Origin of the sequence: Staphylococcus sp. HMSC069E10 (assembly GCF_001809205.1) — a bacterium.
In the GTDB taxonomy this organism is placed as follows: Bacteria; Bacillota; Bacilli; order Staphylococcales; family Staphylococcaceae; genus Staphylococcus; species Staphylococcus hominis.
Genome location: NZ_KV796477.1, coordinates 245,584 through 262,500, shown reverse-complemented (window position 1 = coordinate 262,500; position 16,917 = coordinate 245,584). Strand labels below are relative to the sequence as shown.

General features: G+C 30.0%; 17 protein-coding genes and 1 other RNA gene. 2 read left to right on the top strand and 16 right to left on the bottom strand.

Annotation, left to right across the window (positions count from 1 at the left end; all coding sequences use genetic code 11):
- Positions 1-101: 101 nt before the first annotated feature.
- The 4 genes from rnpB to HMPREF2561_RS05195 all read right to left on the bottom strand — a co-directional run bounded on the left by rnpB (position 102) and on the right by HMPREF2561_RS05195 (position 1,888).
- An RNA gene (rnpB, locus tag HMPREF2561_RS05210) (RNase P RNA component class B) lies at positions 102-488 on the bottom strand.
- 136 nt (positions 489-624) lie between these two features.
- Positions 625-963 carry a cell division regulator GpsB gene (gene gpsB, locus HMPREF2561_RS05205; protein ID WP_002449866.1) on the bottom strand — a complete coding sequence of 113 codons (339 nt, stop codon included), beginning with the start codon at positions 961-963 and terminating at the stop codon, positions 625-627.
- An 11-nt stretch (positions 964-974) separates the two neighbouring features.
- The gene (locus tag HMPREF2561_RS05200) at positions 975-1,538 is read right to left on the bottom strand and encodes an SLOG family protein (protein ID WP_017176310.1); all 564 of its coding nucleotides are present in this window, start codon (positions 1,536-1,538) and stop codon (positions 975-977) included.
- Entirely contained in the window at positions 1,535-1,888 is a 354-nt protein-coding gene (locus HMPREF2561_RS05195) for a DUF1798 family protein (RefSeq protein ID WP_017176309.1), read from the bottom strand. The genes HMPREF2561_RS05200 and HMPREF2561_RS05195 overlap by 4 nt, the downstream gene beginning before the upstream one ends.
- 261 nt (positions 1,889-2,149) lie before the next feature.
- Here HMPREF2561_RS05195 and recU point away from each other — a divergent pair, with 261 nt between their 5' ends.
- Positions 2,150-2,776 (top strand): Holliday junction resolvase RecU, encoded by a 627-nt coding sequence (gene recU, locus HMPREF2561_RS05190; protein ID WP_048762475.1) that lies wholly within the window; start codon positions 2,150-2,152, stop codon positions 2,774-2,776.
- The gene (locus HMPREF2561_RS05185; protein ID WP_070468451.1) at positions 2,773-5,157 is read left to right on the top strand and encodes a transglycosylase domain-containing protein; all 2,385 of its coding nucleotides are present in this window, start codon (positions 2,773-2,775) and stop codon (positions 5,155-5,157) included. Before recU ends, HMPREF2561_RS05185 begins: the two co-directional genes overlap by 4 nt.
- Before the next feature lie 93 nt (positions 5,158-5,250).
- Here the strand turns inward: HMPREF2561_RS05185 and HMPREF2561_RS05180 are convergent, their stop codons facing one another.
- The 12 genes from HMPREF2561_RS05180 to HMPREF2561_RS05125 form a co-directional block, all read right to left on the bottom strand.
- Positions 5,251-5,586: a YpoC family protein gene (locus HMPREF2561_RS05180; protein WP_048762447.1), complete on the bottom strand. Its 336-nt coding sequence runs from the start codon at positions 5,584-5,586 to the stop codon at positions 5,251-5,253.
- A 4-nt stretch (positions 5,587-5,590) separates the two neighbouring features.
- Positions 5,591-6,250 (bottom strand): endonuclease III, encoded by a 660-nt coding sequence (gene nth, locus HMPREF2561_RS05175; RefSeq protein WP_048678915.1) that lies wholly within the window; start codon positions 6,248-6,250, stop codon positions 5,591-5,593.
- Positions 6,240-6,926 (bottom strand): DnaD domain-containing protein, encoded by a 687-nt coding sequence (locus tag HMPREF2561_RS05170; RefSeq protein ID WP_048762449.1) that lies wholly within the window; start codon positions 6,924-6,926, stop codon positions 6,240-6,242. Before HMPREF2561_RS05170 ends, nth begins: the two co-directional genes overlap by 11 nt.
- A 97-nt stretch (positions 6,927-7,023) precedes the next feature.
- Complete coding sequence (asnS, locus tag HMPREF2561_RS05165) at positions 7,024-8,316, bottom strand: asparagine--tRNA ligase (protein ID WP_048682152.1); 1,293 nt, start codon at positions 8,314-8,316, stop codon at positions 7,024-7,026.
- Between the two features lie 106 nt (positions 8,317-8,422).
- Complete coding sequence (locus HMPREF2561_RS05160; RefSeq protein ID WP_049382031.1) at positions 8,423-11,131, bottom strand: helicase C-terminal domain-containing protein; 2,709 nt, start codon at positions 11,129-11,131, stop codon at positions 8,423-8,425.
- 29 nt (positions 11,132-11,160) lie between these two features.
- Entirely contained in the window at positions 11,161-12,132 is a 972-nt protein-coding gene (locus HMPREF2561_RS05155) for a biotin--[acetyl-CoA-carboxylase] ligase (protein WP_037541024.1), read from the bottom strand.
- Positions 12,119-13,321, bottom strand: a complete 1,203-nt coding sequence (locus HMPREF2561_RS05150; RefSeq protein WP_049382029.1) for a CCA tRNA nucleotidyltransferase — start codon at positions 13,319-13,321, stop codon at positions 12,119-12,121. Before HMPREF2561_RS05150 ends, HMPREF2561_RS05155 begins: the two co-directional genes overlap by 14 nt.
- 15 nt (positions 13,322-13,336) lie before the next feature.
- Positions 13,337-14,455 (bottom strand): N-acetyl-alpha-D-glucosaminyl L-malate synthase BshA, encoded by a 1,119-nt coding sequence (gene bshA / locus HMPREF2561_RS05145; protein ID WP_070468449.1) that lies wholly within the window; start codon positions 14,453-14,455, stop codon positions 13,337-13,339.
- Positions 14,456-14,477: 22 nt separating this feature from the next.
- Entirely contained in the window at positions 14,478-14,795 is a 318-nt protein-coding gene (locus tag HMPREF2561_RS05140; protein ID WP_070468447.1) for a nucleotide pyrophosphohydrolase, read from the bottom strand.
- Between the two features lie 200 nt (positions 14,796-14,995).
- Positions 14,996-15,694: a zinc metallopeptidase gene (locus HMPREF2561_RS05135; RefSeq protein ID WP_017176300.1), complete on the bottom strand. Its 699-nt coding sequence runs from the start codon at positions 15,692-15,694 to the stop codon at positions 14,996-14,998.
- A gap of 27 nt (positions 15,695-15,721) precedes the next feature.
- Entirely contained in the window at positions 15,722-16,339 is a 618-nt protein-coding gene (locus HMPREF2561_RS05130; RefSeq protein WP_049420517.1) for a DUF1405 domain-containing protein, read from the bottom strand.
- Between the two features lie 25 nt (positions 16,340-16,364).
- Positions 16,365-16,904, bottom strand: a complete 540-nt coding sequence (locus tag HMPREF2561_RS05125) for a YpiB family protein (RefSeq protein ID WP_017176298.1) — start codon at positions 16,902-16,904, stop codon at positions 16,365-16,367.
- Positions 16,905-16,917: the final 13 nt, after the last annotated feature.

The following is a 16,917-nucleotide window of genomic DNA, read 5'->3' as shown; positions in this document are numbered from 1 at the left end:
TCTCATATCATATTAGTATATTAACAAATATTAAAATAATTATGTATACAAAATAAAAAAAGCTCTCCATAAAAAGGGAGAGCTAAACTAGTCTGTGATATCTCTATAAGCCATGTTCTGTACCATTGTACTCATAACGTACACTAGTTGTACTGGTACTTTGGTGGTAATCATCTGTCTACAGATCTTTACTATGCGAGTAAAGATGTCTCGTTTATACGTTGAATTCCGCTAAACAAGTGCTCCTACCAAATTTGGATTGCTCACTCGAGGGGTTTACCGCGTTCCACCTTTTATATTTCTATAAAAGCTACGTCACTGTGGCACTTTCAAACTATTTTAACCATATCAATGAATGACTTAGGTTATTTCATTGCCGTCAAATTAATGCCTTGACTTATTGTTTCATCAAGCACGAACACTACAATCATCTCAGATTGTGTGAGCATGGACTTTCCTCTATATTTCTATAGCGATTACCCAAAATATCACTTTTGTGAGTATAACATAATTTTAAAATATTTAATAGAATTTTAAATAGATAAATAATTAGCTATCAAAATCAAACATAATAGCAATCAAACATGCTTCGTAACAAGCTTATATCTTTAAGATATCAATGTATTATTTGCCAAAAACAGCTTTTTCAAGATTAGAAATTCTTTTTAAAATGTCTACGTTGTTATTCGCTGATTTCGAATTGCTTGAAGCAAATGACTTATTATCAGAAGGACGTGAAGTTGCAACTCTGATTCTCAATTCTTCAACTTCTTTTTTAAGTTTATTATTTTCTTCAGATAGTCTGACTACTTCATTATTCATATCAGCCATTTTCTGATAATCAGTAATGATATCATCTAAAAAAGCATCAACTTCTTCACGACGATAACCGCGAGCCATCGTTTTTTCAAAGTCTTTTTCATAGATATCTTTTGCTGAAAGCTTTAAAGAAACATCTGCCATTAATTTCCACCTCATTCAAAACTTTGGTCTTGTTGCCATTGTAAATCGTTAATAAAGTCAGTAAGTTCATCAAATGTCACAATATCACAATTATAAGTCGTTTTTTCCATAAAATCAACTAACATCCTCTTAAAATATTTTGGACTTCCTTCTTGTTCATCATCATAAATTAATAACGTCATATCTGTATGATCTAATATAAACTGGTCTGTTTGTTTAAATTGAAAAGGTCCTTGATATTCAGAATGAAATACACTTTCTAGAAATTGTGCATTACTAGCAATAGATTCATACTTTGCTATATTGTGTTCATTCCATTTGGAGGTATGACCATAAAATGGTGTGATAATACCTAATTTTAACTCAGGATATGTGTCTTGTAATTTTAATACTACTTCAGCTGCCCATAATTCAATACCAATTTGTCCTTGAATGAGTACCCATTCTAGCCCTTCGTCAATATACTGTAATAATTTATGTTCTATAAATTGTTTAAGATAATCCACTTCTTTCATATCATCTTTAAATATATTTAACTCAAATGATTTATATCCAGTCACATATACTGTTTTCAATGTATTGATTCCTCTTTATCTTTTATATGTTTAAGCAAATTGGTAAGATCATAATTAGCAGATTTCAATTTTTCATTAAATAACTTCTTACTTGTTTTATTGTAGTGACACTCTACAGATAATTCCTTAATATGTTTAACTAAAATTTCTAATTTTTCCTTATTCATATAAGGAAATTGAATTAGTTCATCATGATAATGAGATAATTCTTCAGTTAAACCATCAATTTTTTTTACATAAGGAACAACATCTCGATGAAATTGCTTCTCTGACTGTGTCAATTTTATTTCATTATAGCTTGACGCCATGTACTGTAGTTCTTTAAGTATTTCATTAATTAATGTGTACATAACGAGGCCTCCTATATTCTTACAATTTATTACAATTATTTTATAGTATTGTTTAGATATAAATTTTACATTATTACAAATTTTTAAACATATTGTTTTCACTGTTAAAGCACGTTAAAATAGAATAGATAATTAATGAATATATTTAATTATGTGTAGTATAATATAAATATTATGCTCATTTCATTATTATCGTATTATAGTTTAATATTATTCTCTGAGAAATTGAAAGTGTAATATTAAATTTGTGTGGTGAGTATGATAAATTATCCAAATGGAAAACCATTCAAACTAAATCCTACTAAGGTTGGAAGTAATCAAAGTGATGCTTCTAGTAACATTAAATATGGTGGACGAGGTATGACTCTCGAAAAAGATATTGAACAATCTAACAATTACTATTTTAAGCATGGTGTGGCTGTTATACATAAGAAACCTACTCCTATTCAAATTGTAAATGTTCATTATCCTAAAAGAAGTAAAGCTGTAATTAATGAAGCATACTTTCGAACACCTTCTACAACTGATTATAATGGCGTTTATCGAGGCTATTACATTGATTTTGAAGCGAAAGAAACGAAAAATAAAACGTCTTTCCCTTTAAATAATATCCATGATCATCAAGTAGAACATATGAAAAGTTGTTTTCTACAAAAGGGACTCGTCTTTTTACTGATTAGATTTAAAATGCTTGATGAGGTATATCTATTACCTTTTTCGAAGTTTGAACCTTTTTGGGAAAGATATAAAAAGGAAATAAAAAAATCAATAACAGTTGAAGAAATCAAAAAAAATAGTTACTATATTCCTTATCAGTATCAACCTAGATTGAACTATCTCAAGGCTGTTGATAAGTTGATATTAGATGAAAGTGAGGACCGCGTATGACGGAAAATAAAGGATCTTCCCAACCAAATAAAGGTAAAAATGGGAAATCCAAATCAAAAAAGAATAAGAATGTAAAAAGAACGATTATTAAGATTATAGGCTTTTTATTCATTGCCTTTATCGTGTTACTTCTACTCGGTATACTTCTATTTGCATATTATGCTTGGAAAGCTCCAGCATTTAATGAGTCTAAATTACAAGATCCAAAGCCTGCTGAAATTTATGATAAGAACGGTGACTTGGTTAAGAAATTAGACAATGGTGCACGTAGAGAACATGTTGATTTGAAAGATGTTCCTAAAAATATGAAAAATGCCGTGTTAGCAACTGAGGATAATCGCTTCTATGAACATGGTGCTTTAGACTATAAACGTTTATTTGGTGCTATTGGTAAGAACGTAACTGGTGGTTTTGGTTCTCAAGGGGCATCTACTTTAACACAACAAGTGGTTAAGCGTTCATTCCTTTCAGAAAAGAAATCTATTGGACGTAAAGCGCAAGAAGCTTATCTATCTTACCGTTTAGAGCAAGAGTACAGTAAAGATGATATTTTCCAAATGTACTTAAATAAAATTTATTACTCAGACGGTGTATATGGCGTTAGGGCTGCAGCTAAATATTACTTTAATAAGAATTTAAATGAACTTAATTTAGCTGAAGAAGCCTATCTAGCTGGTTTACCACAAGTTCCTAACCTTTATAACATTTATGATAACCCAAAAGAAGCTGAAAACCGTAAAGAAACTGTTTTATACTTAATGCACTACCATCATAGAATCTCTGATAAACAGTGGAAAGAAGCTAAAGCTACTTCATTAGAAGATAATTTAGTAAAACGTACAACAAAAGAACGTCAAATATCTAATAATGATTCTGATACTGAGTATGATTCTTACGTTAATTTTGTTAAAGCTGAATTAATAGGCAATAAACACTTTAAAAATAAAAACTATAGTGATTTAATGCAAAGTGGTATTAAGATTTATACAAATATGGATAAGGACGTGCAAAAAACGCTTCAAGATCGCATTGATAATGGTAATTACTATAAAAATGATGATCAACAAGTGGGTTCAACCATTCTTGATAGTAAAACAGGAGGCATTGTAGCCATTTCTGGTGGACGAAATTATAAAGATGTCGTTGATCGTAACGCTGCTACAGATACACACTTGACTGGTTCATCACTTAAACCATTCTTATCATATGGTCCAGCAATTGAAAATATGCAATGGGCTACAAACCATGCAATTCAAGATGAATCAAGTTATTCCATTGATGGCGGTACATTCCGTAACTATGATAGTCAAGGTCATGGTACAGTATCTGCATATGATGCATTAAGACAAAGTTTTAATATTCCTGCCTTAAAAGCTTGGCAACAAGTATCATCAAGTGCAGGTAAAGATGCTCCAAAAGAGTTTGCGTCTAAAGTTGGTTTAGATTATGACATTGATTTAGGACCATCTGAAATTTTAGGTGGTGGTGCTTCTGAATTCTCACCTACTCAATTAGCATCAGCATTCGCATCAATAGCTAATGGTGGTACTTACAATAATGCTCATTCAATTCGCAAAGTTGTAACATCTGATGATGAAACTATCGAATTTGATCATACAAGTCATAAAGCGATGGAAGATTATACTGCTTATATGCTTGCAGAAATGTTAACTGGTACATTTAAACCATATGGTTCTGCTTACGGTCATGGTGTTGCTGGCGTTAATATGGGGGCTAAAACAGGTACAAGTACTTATGGCACAGAAGTTAATAATCAATATAACTTACCTGACAATGCAGCCAAAGATATCTGGATGAATGGTTTCACACCTAAATATACAATGTCAATTTGGATGGGCTTCAGCCAAATTAAACCAGGCGGTGAAGATTCATTCTTAGGACATTCTGAACAAGAATATGCACAATATCTATATAAAGATGTGATGTCAGATATTACTTCAAGTAATGATGGAGACTTCAAAAAACCTGATTCAGTTGTTGGTTCAGGTGCAAGTACATTATCAGTTAAAGATCATCCAGATAATAATACAACATCAGGAAGTAAATATGATAATATGTCTACTAACAATTCAGATAGTAGCTCATCAAGTAATTCTAGTAGTACAGGAAATAGTTCAAGCAATTCTAATTCTACCAGTGATAACAACTCAAATACTACATCAACAACGAACAGTAATACTACAACGAATACAGGTAATACAACTGATAACTCAGTAAATAATTCAACTACGAACAACAGTGCTAACAATAGTACCACATCAACTCAACAAAATAATAATAATGATAATACAAATAACAATAGTAGTTTATCTAACATATTTAAAGCAAATACGATTTTTAATTTTAGAAAAGCGTCGTAATAGCTTTAAAAACGACATAGTCTTTTATAAGGCTATGTCGTTTTTTTAACTAAAAAAAGTCTAGAACAACTTTGCTCTAGACTATCTTTCATATTAATTATTATTTTGATTTTTTCTTCTAATTTGATATGAAGCGTTCATTTTAATAAGTTCATTTTTCAAAGTTTTCATTTGACTATACCCCATAAAGTGGTATTTTCTTTTTAACATATATTGATATCGTTCTAAAAAATTCATAGGAACAACTGGATATTGGTCTAACTGATTTAAATCAATAGACTCTATTTCATTAATTTGTCTAAAAAACAAAAGAAGTAGTTCAAAATAATCATCGATATATTGTTTTGCTAAATCAGAATTTAGTTGTCTTTTCTTAGCATAGACATCAAGTTCATTTTCTAGCGATTCAAATTGTGATTTATTAATCATTTGATTAGACTTCCTTTTTCATTGCTTTCATGCGTTTTTGCCCTTCTCTACAATCCTCAAGTAATGGACAAATATCACATTTTGGTTTTCGAGCAATACAATGATAACGTCCAAAAAAGATAAGTTGATGATGACTTTTACTCCATCTTTCTTTTGGAATAATATCACACAAACGTTCTTCTACTTGTTTAACATTATCTTTCCACTTATTAATACCTAGACGCTTTGAAACACGTTCAACATGTGTGTCTACTGCCAAAGAAGGCTCATCAAAAGCTACACTCATGACAACGTTCGCTGTTTTTCGTCCGACTCCAGCTAAACTTTCTAAATCTTTATGTGTATGAGGAACTTGTCCATCGTACTGGTCGAGTAAAGATTGGCATAATTTTTTAATATTTTTTGCTTTATTACGATATAAACCTATGGATTTTATATCATTCTGCAATTCTTCTATATCTACTTTTAAATAATCTTCAGGTGTTTTATATTTTTTAAAAAGTGAACGTGTTACTTTATTAACTAAATTATCTGTACATTGCGCAGATAATAATACAGCTATTGTTAATTCAAACGGATTATCATGTTTTAATTCACATTCTGCATCGGGAAACATATCTGCAATAACGTCAATCATTTCTAATGCTTTTTTCTTACTTACCATCTAGATTCTCTCCATTTAACCAGTCAAATTTAGGTATATGTTTTACAGTATGAGTTAATTTAGGTTTATTGAATTTTTCTCTCACTTTGTTAGATTCTTCTAAAGTTGTTACATTGTTTTTCTTCCAATTTAATAAAATACGATCAACATATTTAAAGCTTAATTTATCATGACTATATGCTTCATCTAATGCAGCACGTATTAAAGTGTAATCATGTTGGTCTATATCAATCCATTGGTTGAGCGTTTCGATTTCATATGGTGATAAGGGTCTCGAAAACAACTGTTCAATATATTGAAATAAATCCTTAAAGTTTTGTTGCGTTTGATGATGTGTAGTTTCATTTTTTTCTTGAGTTAAAATATCACTTAACTTTTCGTAAAAACGATTTAAATTCATATATTCAGTAAATTTTCCTTCCTCATCTTTACTTACATGCAGTGCAAGTAAATCACGCTGAATTAAATTTTGAATAATTGATGTTATTTCTCTCGGCTCCATATTTGAACCTTTTTGCAAAAATTCTATTGAGGGTTGTTTATTAGAAACTTCAGCGGCATAAATCAACTTAATCAAAATGACTAAATCTTTTTCATTTAAACCTAATTCATTGTAATGATCGAAAAGTTCCCTTCTAACTACAACAGGACGAGTTTTAAGTTGATGTGTGTCCATGATACCCCTCTCTTTCTTATTGTAAAAAGTGGGAGTGAGACATGAATAACATCATTTAGTCTCACTCCCCAAGTATGATTTATAAAACGTGATATTTTTATGGATATAAACGATTTAATAAACGTGGGAATGGTGATGTTTCTCTCACGTGTTCAACGCCTGAAATCCATGCAACTGTACGTTCTAAACCTAAACCGAAACCACTGTGTGGCACACTACCATAACGACGTAAGTCTAAATAGTAGTTATAACTTTCTGTATCAAGTTGATGTTCATCGATACGTTGTTCTAATAATTCTAGATCATTGATACGTTCAGAACCACCAATAATTTCACCATAACCTTCTGGTGCAATTAAATCTGCACATAAAACTGTGTCTTCGTTGTCAGGGTTAGGCTGCATATAGAATGGTTTAATTTTAGTTGGATAGTTTGTAATAAATACTGGTAAATCATAATGATTAGCTATAGCTGTTTCATGAGGCGCACCAAAGTCTTCACCCCATTCAATGTCATCAAATCCTTCTTCTTTTAAGAATTTGATAGCATCATCATAAGAGATGCGTGGGAATGGCGCAGATACTTTTTCTAATTTGCTCGTATCTCTATCTAGCGCTTTTAATTCTAATTTACAATGTTCTAATACAGATTTTACGATATGTGATACATATTGTTCTTGAACTTGTAAACTTTCTTCGTGATTGGTAAATGCCATTTCAGGTTCAATCATCCAGAATTCAATTAAATGACGTCTTGTTTTAGATTTTTCCGCTCTAAATGTCGGTCCAAATGAGAAAACACGTCCGTGTGCCATAGCTGCAGCTTCCATATATAATTGACCACTTTGAGATAAAAATGCATCTTGATCAAAGTATTTAGTATGGAATAATTCACTAGTACCTTCTGGTGCACTTGCAGTTAAGATAGGCGGATCAATTTTAGTAAAGCCATTTTCATTAAAGAATTCATATGTTGCTCTAATAATTTCATTTCTAATTTTCATTACTGCATGTTGCTTTTTAGATCTTAACCATAAATGACGATGATCCATTAAGAATTCTGTACCATGATTTTTAGGTGTGATTGGATAATCATGAGCTTCATGAATGACTTCAATTGATTTTACTTGCATTTCATAGCCTAAATCAGATCGATTATCTTCTGTAATTGTACCTGTGACATATAATGATGATTCTTGTGTAATGTCTTTAGCAAGTTTAAATGTTTCTTCGTCAACTTCTGATTTAACGACAACACCTTGCATAAATCCACTACCATCACGTAATTGTAAAAATGCAATTTTACCGCTTGAACGTTTATTTGTTAACCAAGCGCCAATTGTGACTTCTTGATTAATGTATTGTTTTGCTTGTTTAATTGTTGTTTTCATAATCAAACTCCTACTTTATTTTCTTTTTATACAATACTTATTTATTTTATCAAAATAGAAAGTGAACTTCTAGCACCTGAATAGTGTTCTCATCATTTAAAATAATCTATTTTTTTCTATTTTTCAGTTTACTCGCCTGCATGCGGTGAAGTAATTTACTAAATTGTTGAATATTCCCTTTTTTTTGGGAATAAGATTCTAACGATTGTTCAAAAAAACGCTTATAGTTACTATTTGTTAAACGATCGTCAAAGGAAACAATGAGCCCCTTGTCATCTTCGTTACGAATCAATCTACCTAGACCTTGTCTAAAACGCGTTACAGCATCAGGTAAGACATAATCTTTAAATGTAGATTCAAATTCTGAATCCATTAACCAATGCTTTGTATTATATTTATTCATGAATGGTAATTTAGCAATCATCACACATTTAATACCATTAGATTGATAGTCAAATCCTTCAAAGAATGTTGATGTACCTAACAAAATAGCTTTATCAAAATGATTAAATTGTTGAACAATTTTATAGTTTTGATTTTGTTGTTGGGTCAAAATAACATAATCGTCAAATATCGGTAATTCATTTAATAGCTCTTGTACCATATGCATCATTCGATAACTTGTGAAAAGTACGAGACATTTAGATTGTGTTACAGTGACGTACTCTTGAATATAGTCTACAATAGATGCTACATAATCTTCTGTATTTTTAAAATCATAAGAAACAACATCGCTTGGAATGTAAATATTTGTTGATTTATGATTTTGAAGTGATGACTGTACTTCATAAGTATTAAATTCTACATCTTCTTTAAACCAGTTTTTAAATGCCTCAAACGAATGGTTGAATGTAAGTGTGCCTGAAATAAATGTTAATGATTTAAATTTCTCGAGCACTTGCTTTGTTAAAATATCACGGACTTCATAATCTTTTACAATTAGACGTATGGTCGATTTTTGATTCAAATTTTTGATAGATATGAAGGCAGTATGATTTTGTTTTAAACTTAGTTCTATATGTCTGTAATTATCGTTAATGTAAAGTAATTGCTTACGTATAGATTTGATTGTTTTATGGTTAATACCATTAAAAAATTCTAAAGTTTTGTTGATTTTGTCTACAATTGCATGCAAATCTTTTAGAATACGTGTAGCATCAAAGTCGAATACATAATGATATCGATGTACATCATCATCATGTACGTCTGAGTGTTGAACAATATCAAAAATATGATTAAATAGGGTTTCATTTAGTTCGTGTAAATCAGAAATATTAGATTTTAGACCAAACACGTCAATAGGTGGAATATCTAATCGTTCTAAAATACGTTGTTGCTCTAAATGATCTACTAATTTAAGAAGCTTTTCATTTTCATTTTTCCCTATTAAACCTAACTGATATTTGATATCAGAATAGTTTAATTCATTGGTCACTTGATTAAGAGCATAATCAGGTAAACGATGTGCTTCATCAATGATACAATCATCAAATAACTGATAGATTGAATTCTCTTGATCTGAATGAATAAGATGCGCATGATTAGTAATACCAATTTGAATATTTTGAGCATTACGTTTTATATAATTATAGTAATGAATATCGTGCCTTACTGGAACATAAGTTTCTAATTTTTGGTCAAAATACATTTTCTGACCACCTTTTAAATTTAACTCTTGTATGTCTCCAGTATTTGTTTCTAATATCCATATAAGTAATTGCATTTTTAAAATATTCACTTCATAGTTAGCTGTATCATCTTTTAAAATTTGACTTATCAATCCTAGTGAAATATAGTCTGTTTTACTTTTGATAAGTGCAGCATTAATTTTGAAATCTAGCGCGCGATTAATACTAGGAATATCTTTTTGAAGTAATTGATGTTGAAGTAATTTTGTGTTTGTTGAAATCATTACATGTTTGCCTGTTTCAATGTTATACATCAATGCAGCTAATAAGTATGCTAGTGATTTACCACTTCCTAAAGGTGCTTCAATAAGTGCCTTATCATTATGCATTAACTGCTCTAAAATAATTTCTGACAAATAGAGTTGTTGTGGGCGATAAGTAAGTTCAAGTGCTGTTGTAACTTCTAGATATAAATCTTTTAATGAACCTTTAAATTCAATTTGTGGTACTTTTAAGTCTTGTTGTTTTTTATAGATAATCTGTTCAAATTGAGCATACTGATAATCTATATCATGATTATGATGTTGTCTGACCATTTCAAATAAAATGTTAAATAAATCATATTTTAAATGCTTACTTAAATAATATAATTGCTTTAAGGTATCTATAGGTAATGACTCAAACTTTTTAAAAGCTTTAATCATTAAATAGGCCGTTGTTGTTGCATCCTCATCTGCTCGATGTGCATTTGTCAGAGGTATATTATGAGCATTTGCTAATTCACTTAATTGGTAACTTTTTTCAGTAGGAAATGCAATTTTAAATAATTCCAGGGTATCAAGCACCTTTTTAGGTTTAAAATGAATATTACTTTTTTCAAATGCCTTTTTAATGAAATTTAAATCAAAGTCAACATTGTGTGCTACAAATATACAATCTTTGAGTTGTTCGTATATGTCATCAGCAATTTCATAAAAATACGGTGCTTGTTCTAGCATAGTTTCTTCGATAGAAGTCAAAGCTTGGATAAATGGTGGGATTTCCAAATCAGTACGAATCATTGAATGATAAGTTCCTGATATTTTATTATCACGTACAAATGTAATACCAATTTGTATAATTTCATCATGTTCAAGTTGGTTTCCGGTTGTTTCTAAATCTACTACCGCAAAACTTGTATATGCCATATCTATCTCTCCTAATTCTATCCGTATGCTTATATATCTATATCTGCGCTTATCAGTCGTCTCATCTGATTATCTTCATCTTTGACAATTAAAAAGCCATCATTATCAATATCAATAGCTTCACCTATAAATTGTTCTCCACTTTCAGTAAATGTTAACTTACGATGCCAAATATTAGATGTACGAATGTATTCATCTCTAATCGTTTCAAATGAAGAATTAAGAAATTGATGGTAACGCTTTTCAATTTCCTCAATTAAACGTTTTAAAAATTGATATCGATTGATTTCTTCTGAATAGTGCAAGCGAATGCTTGTAGCACGATGACGTATAATATCAGAAAAATCTTCTTCTTGATGGTTTAAATTAATACCAATACCACATATTATAGCCTCAACTGCATCAGCATTTGCTACCATTTCTGTTAAAAATCCACATACTTTTTTATCATTAATATAAATATCATTTGGCCATTTAATCTCTACTTTGTCTTTAGAAAATGCTTGGATAGCATCTCTAATTCCTAAAGCTATAAAAAGATTAAATTTTGGAATCATTGCAAATGAGACATTAGGTCTTAAAACAACAGACATCCATAACCCTTTTCCTTTTGAAGAAGACCAATTACGATTGAAACGACCACGACCTTTTGTTTGCTCATCACTTAAAATTAACATGGTGTATTGATTATCAACAAGGCTTTGTTTAGCAATAGTTTGAGTAGATTCAACACTATCATATACTTCAATTTTGGATACTAAATGATTAGACTCTAGTACTTTATTGATAATGCCTCTATACCAACGATTTGGCGATGCATTAAGCTTATGTCCTTTATGATTAATTGAGTCAATATCACATCCATCTGCTTTTAATTGATCAATTACTTTTTTTACAGCAGCTCTCGATATATTAAGCTGATTCGCAATGTATTGACCAGAAATATATTCTGATTGATGCTCATATAACATTTTAACGACATCTTGACTATATTTTGACATTTTCATTCACCCATTTCAAAATTTCTTCTTTGTTATTTTTGATTTTATCAGTAACTATCGCACATTCTATTTCTCTCAATACATTTTTTAACCAAGGGCCACCATTTTTATTAAAATGGTCAAGTAAATCTTTTCCATTCACATCCATTTCTTTACGTTCATGTAATTGGAGGTGTTGAACGACTTGTTTAATAGAAAGAGAATTGATAATAAGTTCTGAAGCGGTAGGAATTTGATTATTTTGAAGTACAGAATAAATATTTAAAACCTTTAAGATATAATAGTCACTATAATCATAAACAAATAATTTTAAAGCATCTTTAGAAGTAATTTGAGGTAATGTTTCAATAATATCAATATATGTATGTATATCTGATTTTTCTTTATTACTAATTTTTAATTGCTTTAAAGAAGGAAACGTATCATTTTTTATAAGTAAAATGGCTAACCATTGTTCAAATTCAAGAGGTTCATTGATGTAAACACATGTCATATCTAATTCATTAAAAAATGGAATATGATTAAAAAGTTTTAAAGATAATAAATTATGATAACTCTGTTTAACATTACTTCCTAAGATTAATTTTTTAAATTCTACAACAATTCGTTCGATTGATAAATATTCAATGTCCGAACAAGTTAATTGCATTGCTTCAAAGGTTTCAGTATGAATATCAAATGTAAGTTGTGACTGAAATCTAAGTCCACGAATAATTCTTAATGCATCTTCTTTAAATCGTTCACTTGGATTCCCTACTGTACGTATTAATTTTGATTGTATATCCTTTTGACCACCAAAGTAATCAAATATTTTATAATTTTTATCCATAGCAATAGCATTGATAGTGAAATCTCTACGTTGTACATCTTCATAGAGATTTCTCACAAAATGAACTTCACTTGGACGACGGTGATCTAAATAATCACCTTCTGATCTAAATGTCGTCACTTCGTAATTTTCATTGTTGAAAACAACATTGATTGTTCCATGCTCTTTTCCAATTGGAATAGTGTGTTCAAATATATCTTCAATTTCATCTGGCATCGCACTTGTAGTGATATCAATATCATGAATTGTACGATGCATAATGTAATCTCTGACTGCCCCGCCTACAAAATAAGCTTCGAAATGATGTGTTTCTATTTGATTAAGAATTGGCAGAGCTTTTTCAAATAATTCATTACCCATATTAATCCTCTTTTTTTAATTCAACATTTTTTTATAGTAATATTCATATTGATCGACGATAAGTTCAGAACTAAATCGTTGTTTAATATCTTTAAGCATATTACTTTGTAATCTTTGATAGAGTTGCTCATCTGTTAATAATTTTAGTGCATAATCACTTGCTTGTTCACTATCTCCTACATCTACAATATAACCTGTTTCACCATGTTTGATGACTTCTTTAATACCTCCAGCATTTGAACCTATAGGTACTACTCCCGTAGTCATTGCCTCTAATAGTGTAAGACCAAAACTTTCTTTTTCACTTAACAGTAAAACTAAATCAGCCATTTGATAAAATTTACTAACTTGATCTTGTTTACCTAAAAATAATACATCATCTTCGATATGTAATGATCTTGCTATTTTACGCATATCTAAAAGTTCTGGGCCATCACCTAATAAGATCAACTTACTTGGTATATGTTTATGGACTTTAGCGAAAGTTTCTAAAATAGTGTCAATACGTTTGACTTTTCTAAAGTTTGATACATGTATAAGAACTTTTTCCTCAGGCTTTATATCGTAAAGCTCTTTATATTGATTTTCATGTTGTGTAGGAAACTCTTTTTCTCGAACAAAATTATAAATAGGAATAATCTCTTTATCTGTTTCAATAATTGATTGTGTTTGTTTAGCTAATGACTGACTGACACTAGTCACGAGGTCACTTTGTTCAATGCCAAATTTAATAGCACCTTTAAGTGAATGGTCGTAGCCTAACACTGTGATATCAGTACCATGTAATGTTGTCATAATTTTTATATCTTTTCCAGCCATTTGACGTGCTAAAATACCACATACAGCATGTGGTACAGCATAATGCATATGCAAGATATCCAAATCATACTCTTTAATGACTTCAGATATTTTTGTGCTCAATGTAATATCATACGGTGGATATTGAAATACTGCATATTGATTTACTTCGACTTGATGGATAGTAATGTTAGGCAACGGCTTACGAATTCTAAAAGGAATATTTGACGTAATAAAGTGAACTTCATGTCCCCTTTCTGCCATTTTAATACCTAATTCAGTTGCTATGATACCTGAGCCACCCATTGACGGATAACATGTAATACCTATTTTCATAAAATAACCACCTTTCTATCCATTATTTACGTTCAAATCGGTTTTTATCTCTAGTATTAAATTTCTCCATTGTATCATTAAAACTTTCTGTCATATCAATACCAAGGGAATTAGCAATGCAAAGTAAAACAAATAAATTATCTCCTAATTCAGCTTTAACAGAGTTTTTTTCTTCCGTTGGTTTCTTTTGCTTTTCACCGTAATAATGATTGATTTCTCTTGCAAGTTCGCCCACTTCTTCTGTTAGACGGGCTAAATTAGCTAATGGAGAAAAATAACCCGCTTTAAATTGACTAATATAGTCATCTACTTCTTTTTGCATTTGATTTAAAGATTTCATCATCATTCTCCTTTTTTCCGTTTCTTACTAAGTATATCTCAAATTACTTGTTAATGCATTTTATCAATTCTATTCTATGGGGTATAAAAAAGAGCGAAACAGAATTCATTTTTGAATTCATATTTCGCTCGGTATAACTATTTGAAAATCTTAAATGTTATTATACAAGATTTAAACTTAAGTTAGTTTATAAAGGTAGTTTAGTTATCATTTGCACGTGCCAGTAAAATAATTCTAACAAGTTCGGCTACAGCTGTAGCTGTTGCTGCTACATAAGTCATAGCTGCTGCTGATAATACCTTTCTCGCATGTTTATATTCTTTTTCATTCACAATATTAAGTGCAGTAATTTGTTTCATAGCTCTTGAGCTTGCATCAAATTCAACTGGTAATGTCACGATTGAGAATAAAACTGCTAATGACATTAACCCAGCACCAATCCATAATGCAGTTGAGCCAAAAGCGCTACCTAATGCTGTTAAAAAGATACCAGCCATAATAACGATGTAGCTTAATGAACTACCAATATTTGCTAACGGTACTAAAGCAGTTCTAAAACGTAAAAATGCATAACCTTGTTGGTGTTGAATAGCGTGTCCAACTTCGTGTGCCGCAATAGCTGTACCAGCTACTGAAGGACGGTCAAAGTTTGCAGGAGATAAACAAACTACTTTCTTATTTGGATCATAGTGGTCTGTTAAAAAGCCTTCGCCCTTAACTACATCTACATCATAAATTCCATTAGCATGAAGAATTTCTTCTGCTACTTCACGACCAGTTTTACCACTTGTTGATCTTACCTGTGAATATTTTTCATAATTTGATTTTACTTTGTGTTGAGCCCACATTGGAATGAGCATAATAATGACGATATATATAATATAAGACACTATAGACAATCAATTTCACTCTCCTTTAATCATATTCTACTGACTATCGATTTTTTTATCAAATAATTTAACCTTTATTAATTTATTAAAATTATAATAAAGCATAAGTGATATAATACTTAGCCATAGCGCGATAAAAGCAACTAAATGAACGTGTTGCTGTATAAAATCATAATAAGGATATTTCTTTAATATATAATCTACATAATCATTGTTAAATACCCATATCATAGAGATAAACAAACTGAGCATAGAGATGTTGAATCGTGGATAAAAATAGATACTTTCAAGTACCATAATTCCATGACTAATAATTAAAAATACATTCATAATAGTTATATCATCATTATTAATTATCATTATAAAATTCATAATGACAGCCCATAAACCATATTTAAATAAAGTTACAAATGCTAGTCCTTCAATAATACTATTTTGTTTATTTAAAATTATTAAACAAATTGATATACATAAAAATAGCGATGCAATAGGACTATCTGGTACAAAAATTAGATAATGCCATTGTGTCTTAAGTAATTGATCACCATACCATATAAAACCATAAATGGTACCTAAAACATTACATATAAGCAATATTACGAGTATGGAACGTTGATATAATGATAATTCCCATAGTTGTCTTAAAGTAGGCATAAGTTATAATTCCTTTAATTTTGATCTATGAGTGATGAGTTAATACACTCAAAATTTGTGATAATTGATAAAAGCGTTGTTGATCTTTCATTTGTAAACTTACATCGATATGATGTTCTAATTGTTCGATTAATGAATACTTTTTATTTAGATCAAGATTTAAGTGATATATATTATTAAGATATGCAAGATATTGATCAGAATATATTAATTGTTGAATTATGAGCTCATTTAATCGCCAATCTTGCTCATCGTTGTATTCAAAGTGAATGAATATATCAATACAAATATCTTTAGAAGCTATATAATTGAATATTTCATTTGTATTAATTAATGTTTGATCGTCTTTTGTTAATTTAATTGCAGAAAAATTGGAGTGTTTTAGGCCAATTTCAAGGGTTATATGACTTTTAATTTTCTTATTTACAAAATGACTACAATTTAATTTTAGCGGTGAAGCTTTTAAATAATTTAATAGCCACACACTAATTCTGGACTTAAAATGATAATGAAACAAAGCATATTCAATATAGCTTTGTTTCATTTTAACTAATGTGTCATTCAATTTTAACACCCAC

Coding starts and splice junctions, on each gene's coding strand:
- gpsB (WP_002449866.1), bottom strand. CDS start 963: ATGGCAGATGTTTCTTTAAAGCTTTCAGCAAAAGATATCTATGAAAAA.
- HMPREF2561_RS05195 (WP_017176309.1), bottom strand. CDS start 1,888: ATGTACACATTAATTAATGAAATACTTAAAGAACTACAGTACATGGCG.
- HMPREF2561_RS05185 (WP_070468451.1), top strand. CDS start 2,773: ATGACGGAAAATAAAGGATCTTCCCAACCAAATAAAGGTAAAAATGGG.
- HMPREF2561_RS05180 (WP_048762447.1), bottom strand. CDS start 5,586: ATGATTAATAAATCACAATTTGAATCGCTAGAAAATGAACTTGATGTC.
- nth (WP_048678915.1), bottom strand. CDS start 6,250: ATGGTAAGTAAGAAAAAAGCATTAGAAATGATTGACGTTATTGCAGAT.
- HMPREF2561_RS05170 (WP_048762449.1), bottom strand. CDS start 6,926: ATGGACACACATCAACTTAAAACTCGTCCTGTTGTAGTTAGAAGGGAA.
- asnS (WP_048682152.1), bottom strand. CDS start 8,316: ATGAAAACAACAATTAAACAAGCAAAACAATACATTAATCAAGAAGTC.
- HMPREF2561_RS05160 (WP_049382031.1), bottom strand. CDS start 11,131: ATGGCATATACAAGTTTTGCGGTAGTAGATTTAGAAACAACCGGAAAC.
- HMPREF2561_RS05155 (WP_037541024.1), bottom strand. CDS start 12,132: ATGTCAAAATATAGTCAAGATGTCGTTAAAATGTTATATGAGCATCAA.
- HMPREF2561_RS05150 (WP_049382029.1), bottom strand. CDS start 13,321: ATGGGTAATGAATTATTTGAAAAAGCTCTGCCAATTCTTAATCAAATA.
- bshA (WP_070468449.1), bottom strand. CDS start 14,455: ATGAAAATAGGTATTACATGTTATCCGTCAATGGGTGGCTCAGGTATC.
- HMPREF2561_RS05140 (WP_070468447.1), bottom strand. CDS start 14,795: ATGAAATCTTTAAATCAAATGCAAAAAGAAGTAGATGACTATATTAGT.
- HMPREF2561_RS05130 (WP_049420517.1), bottom strand. CDS start 16,339: ATGCCTACTTTAAGACAACTATGGGAATTATCATTATATCAACGTTCC.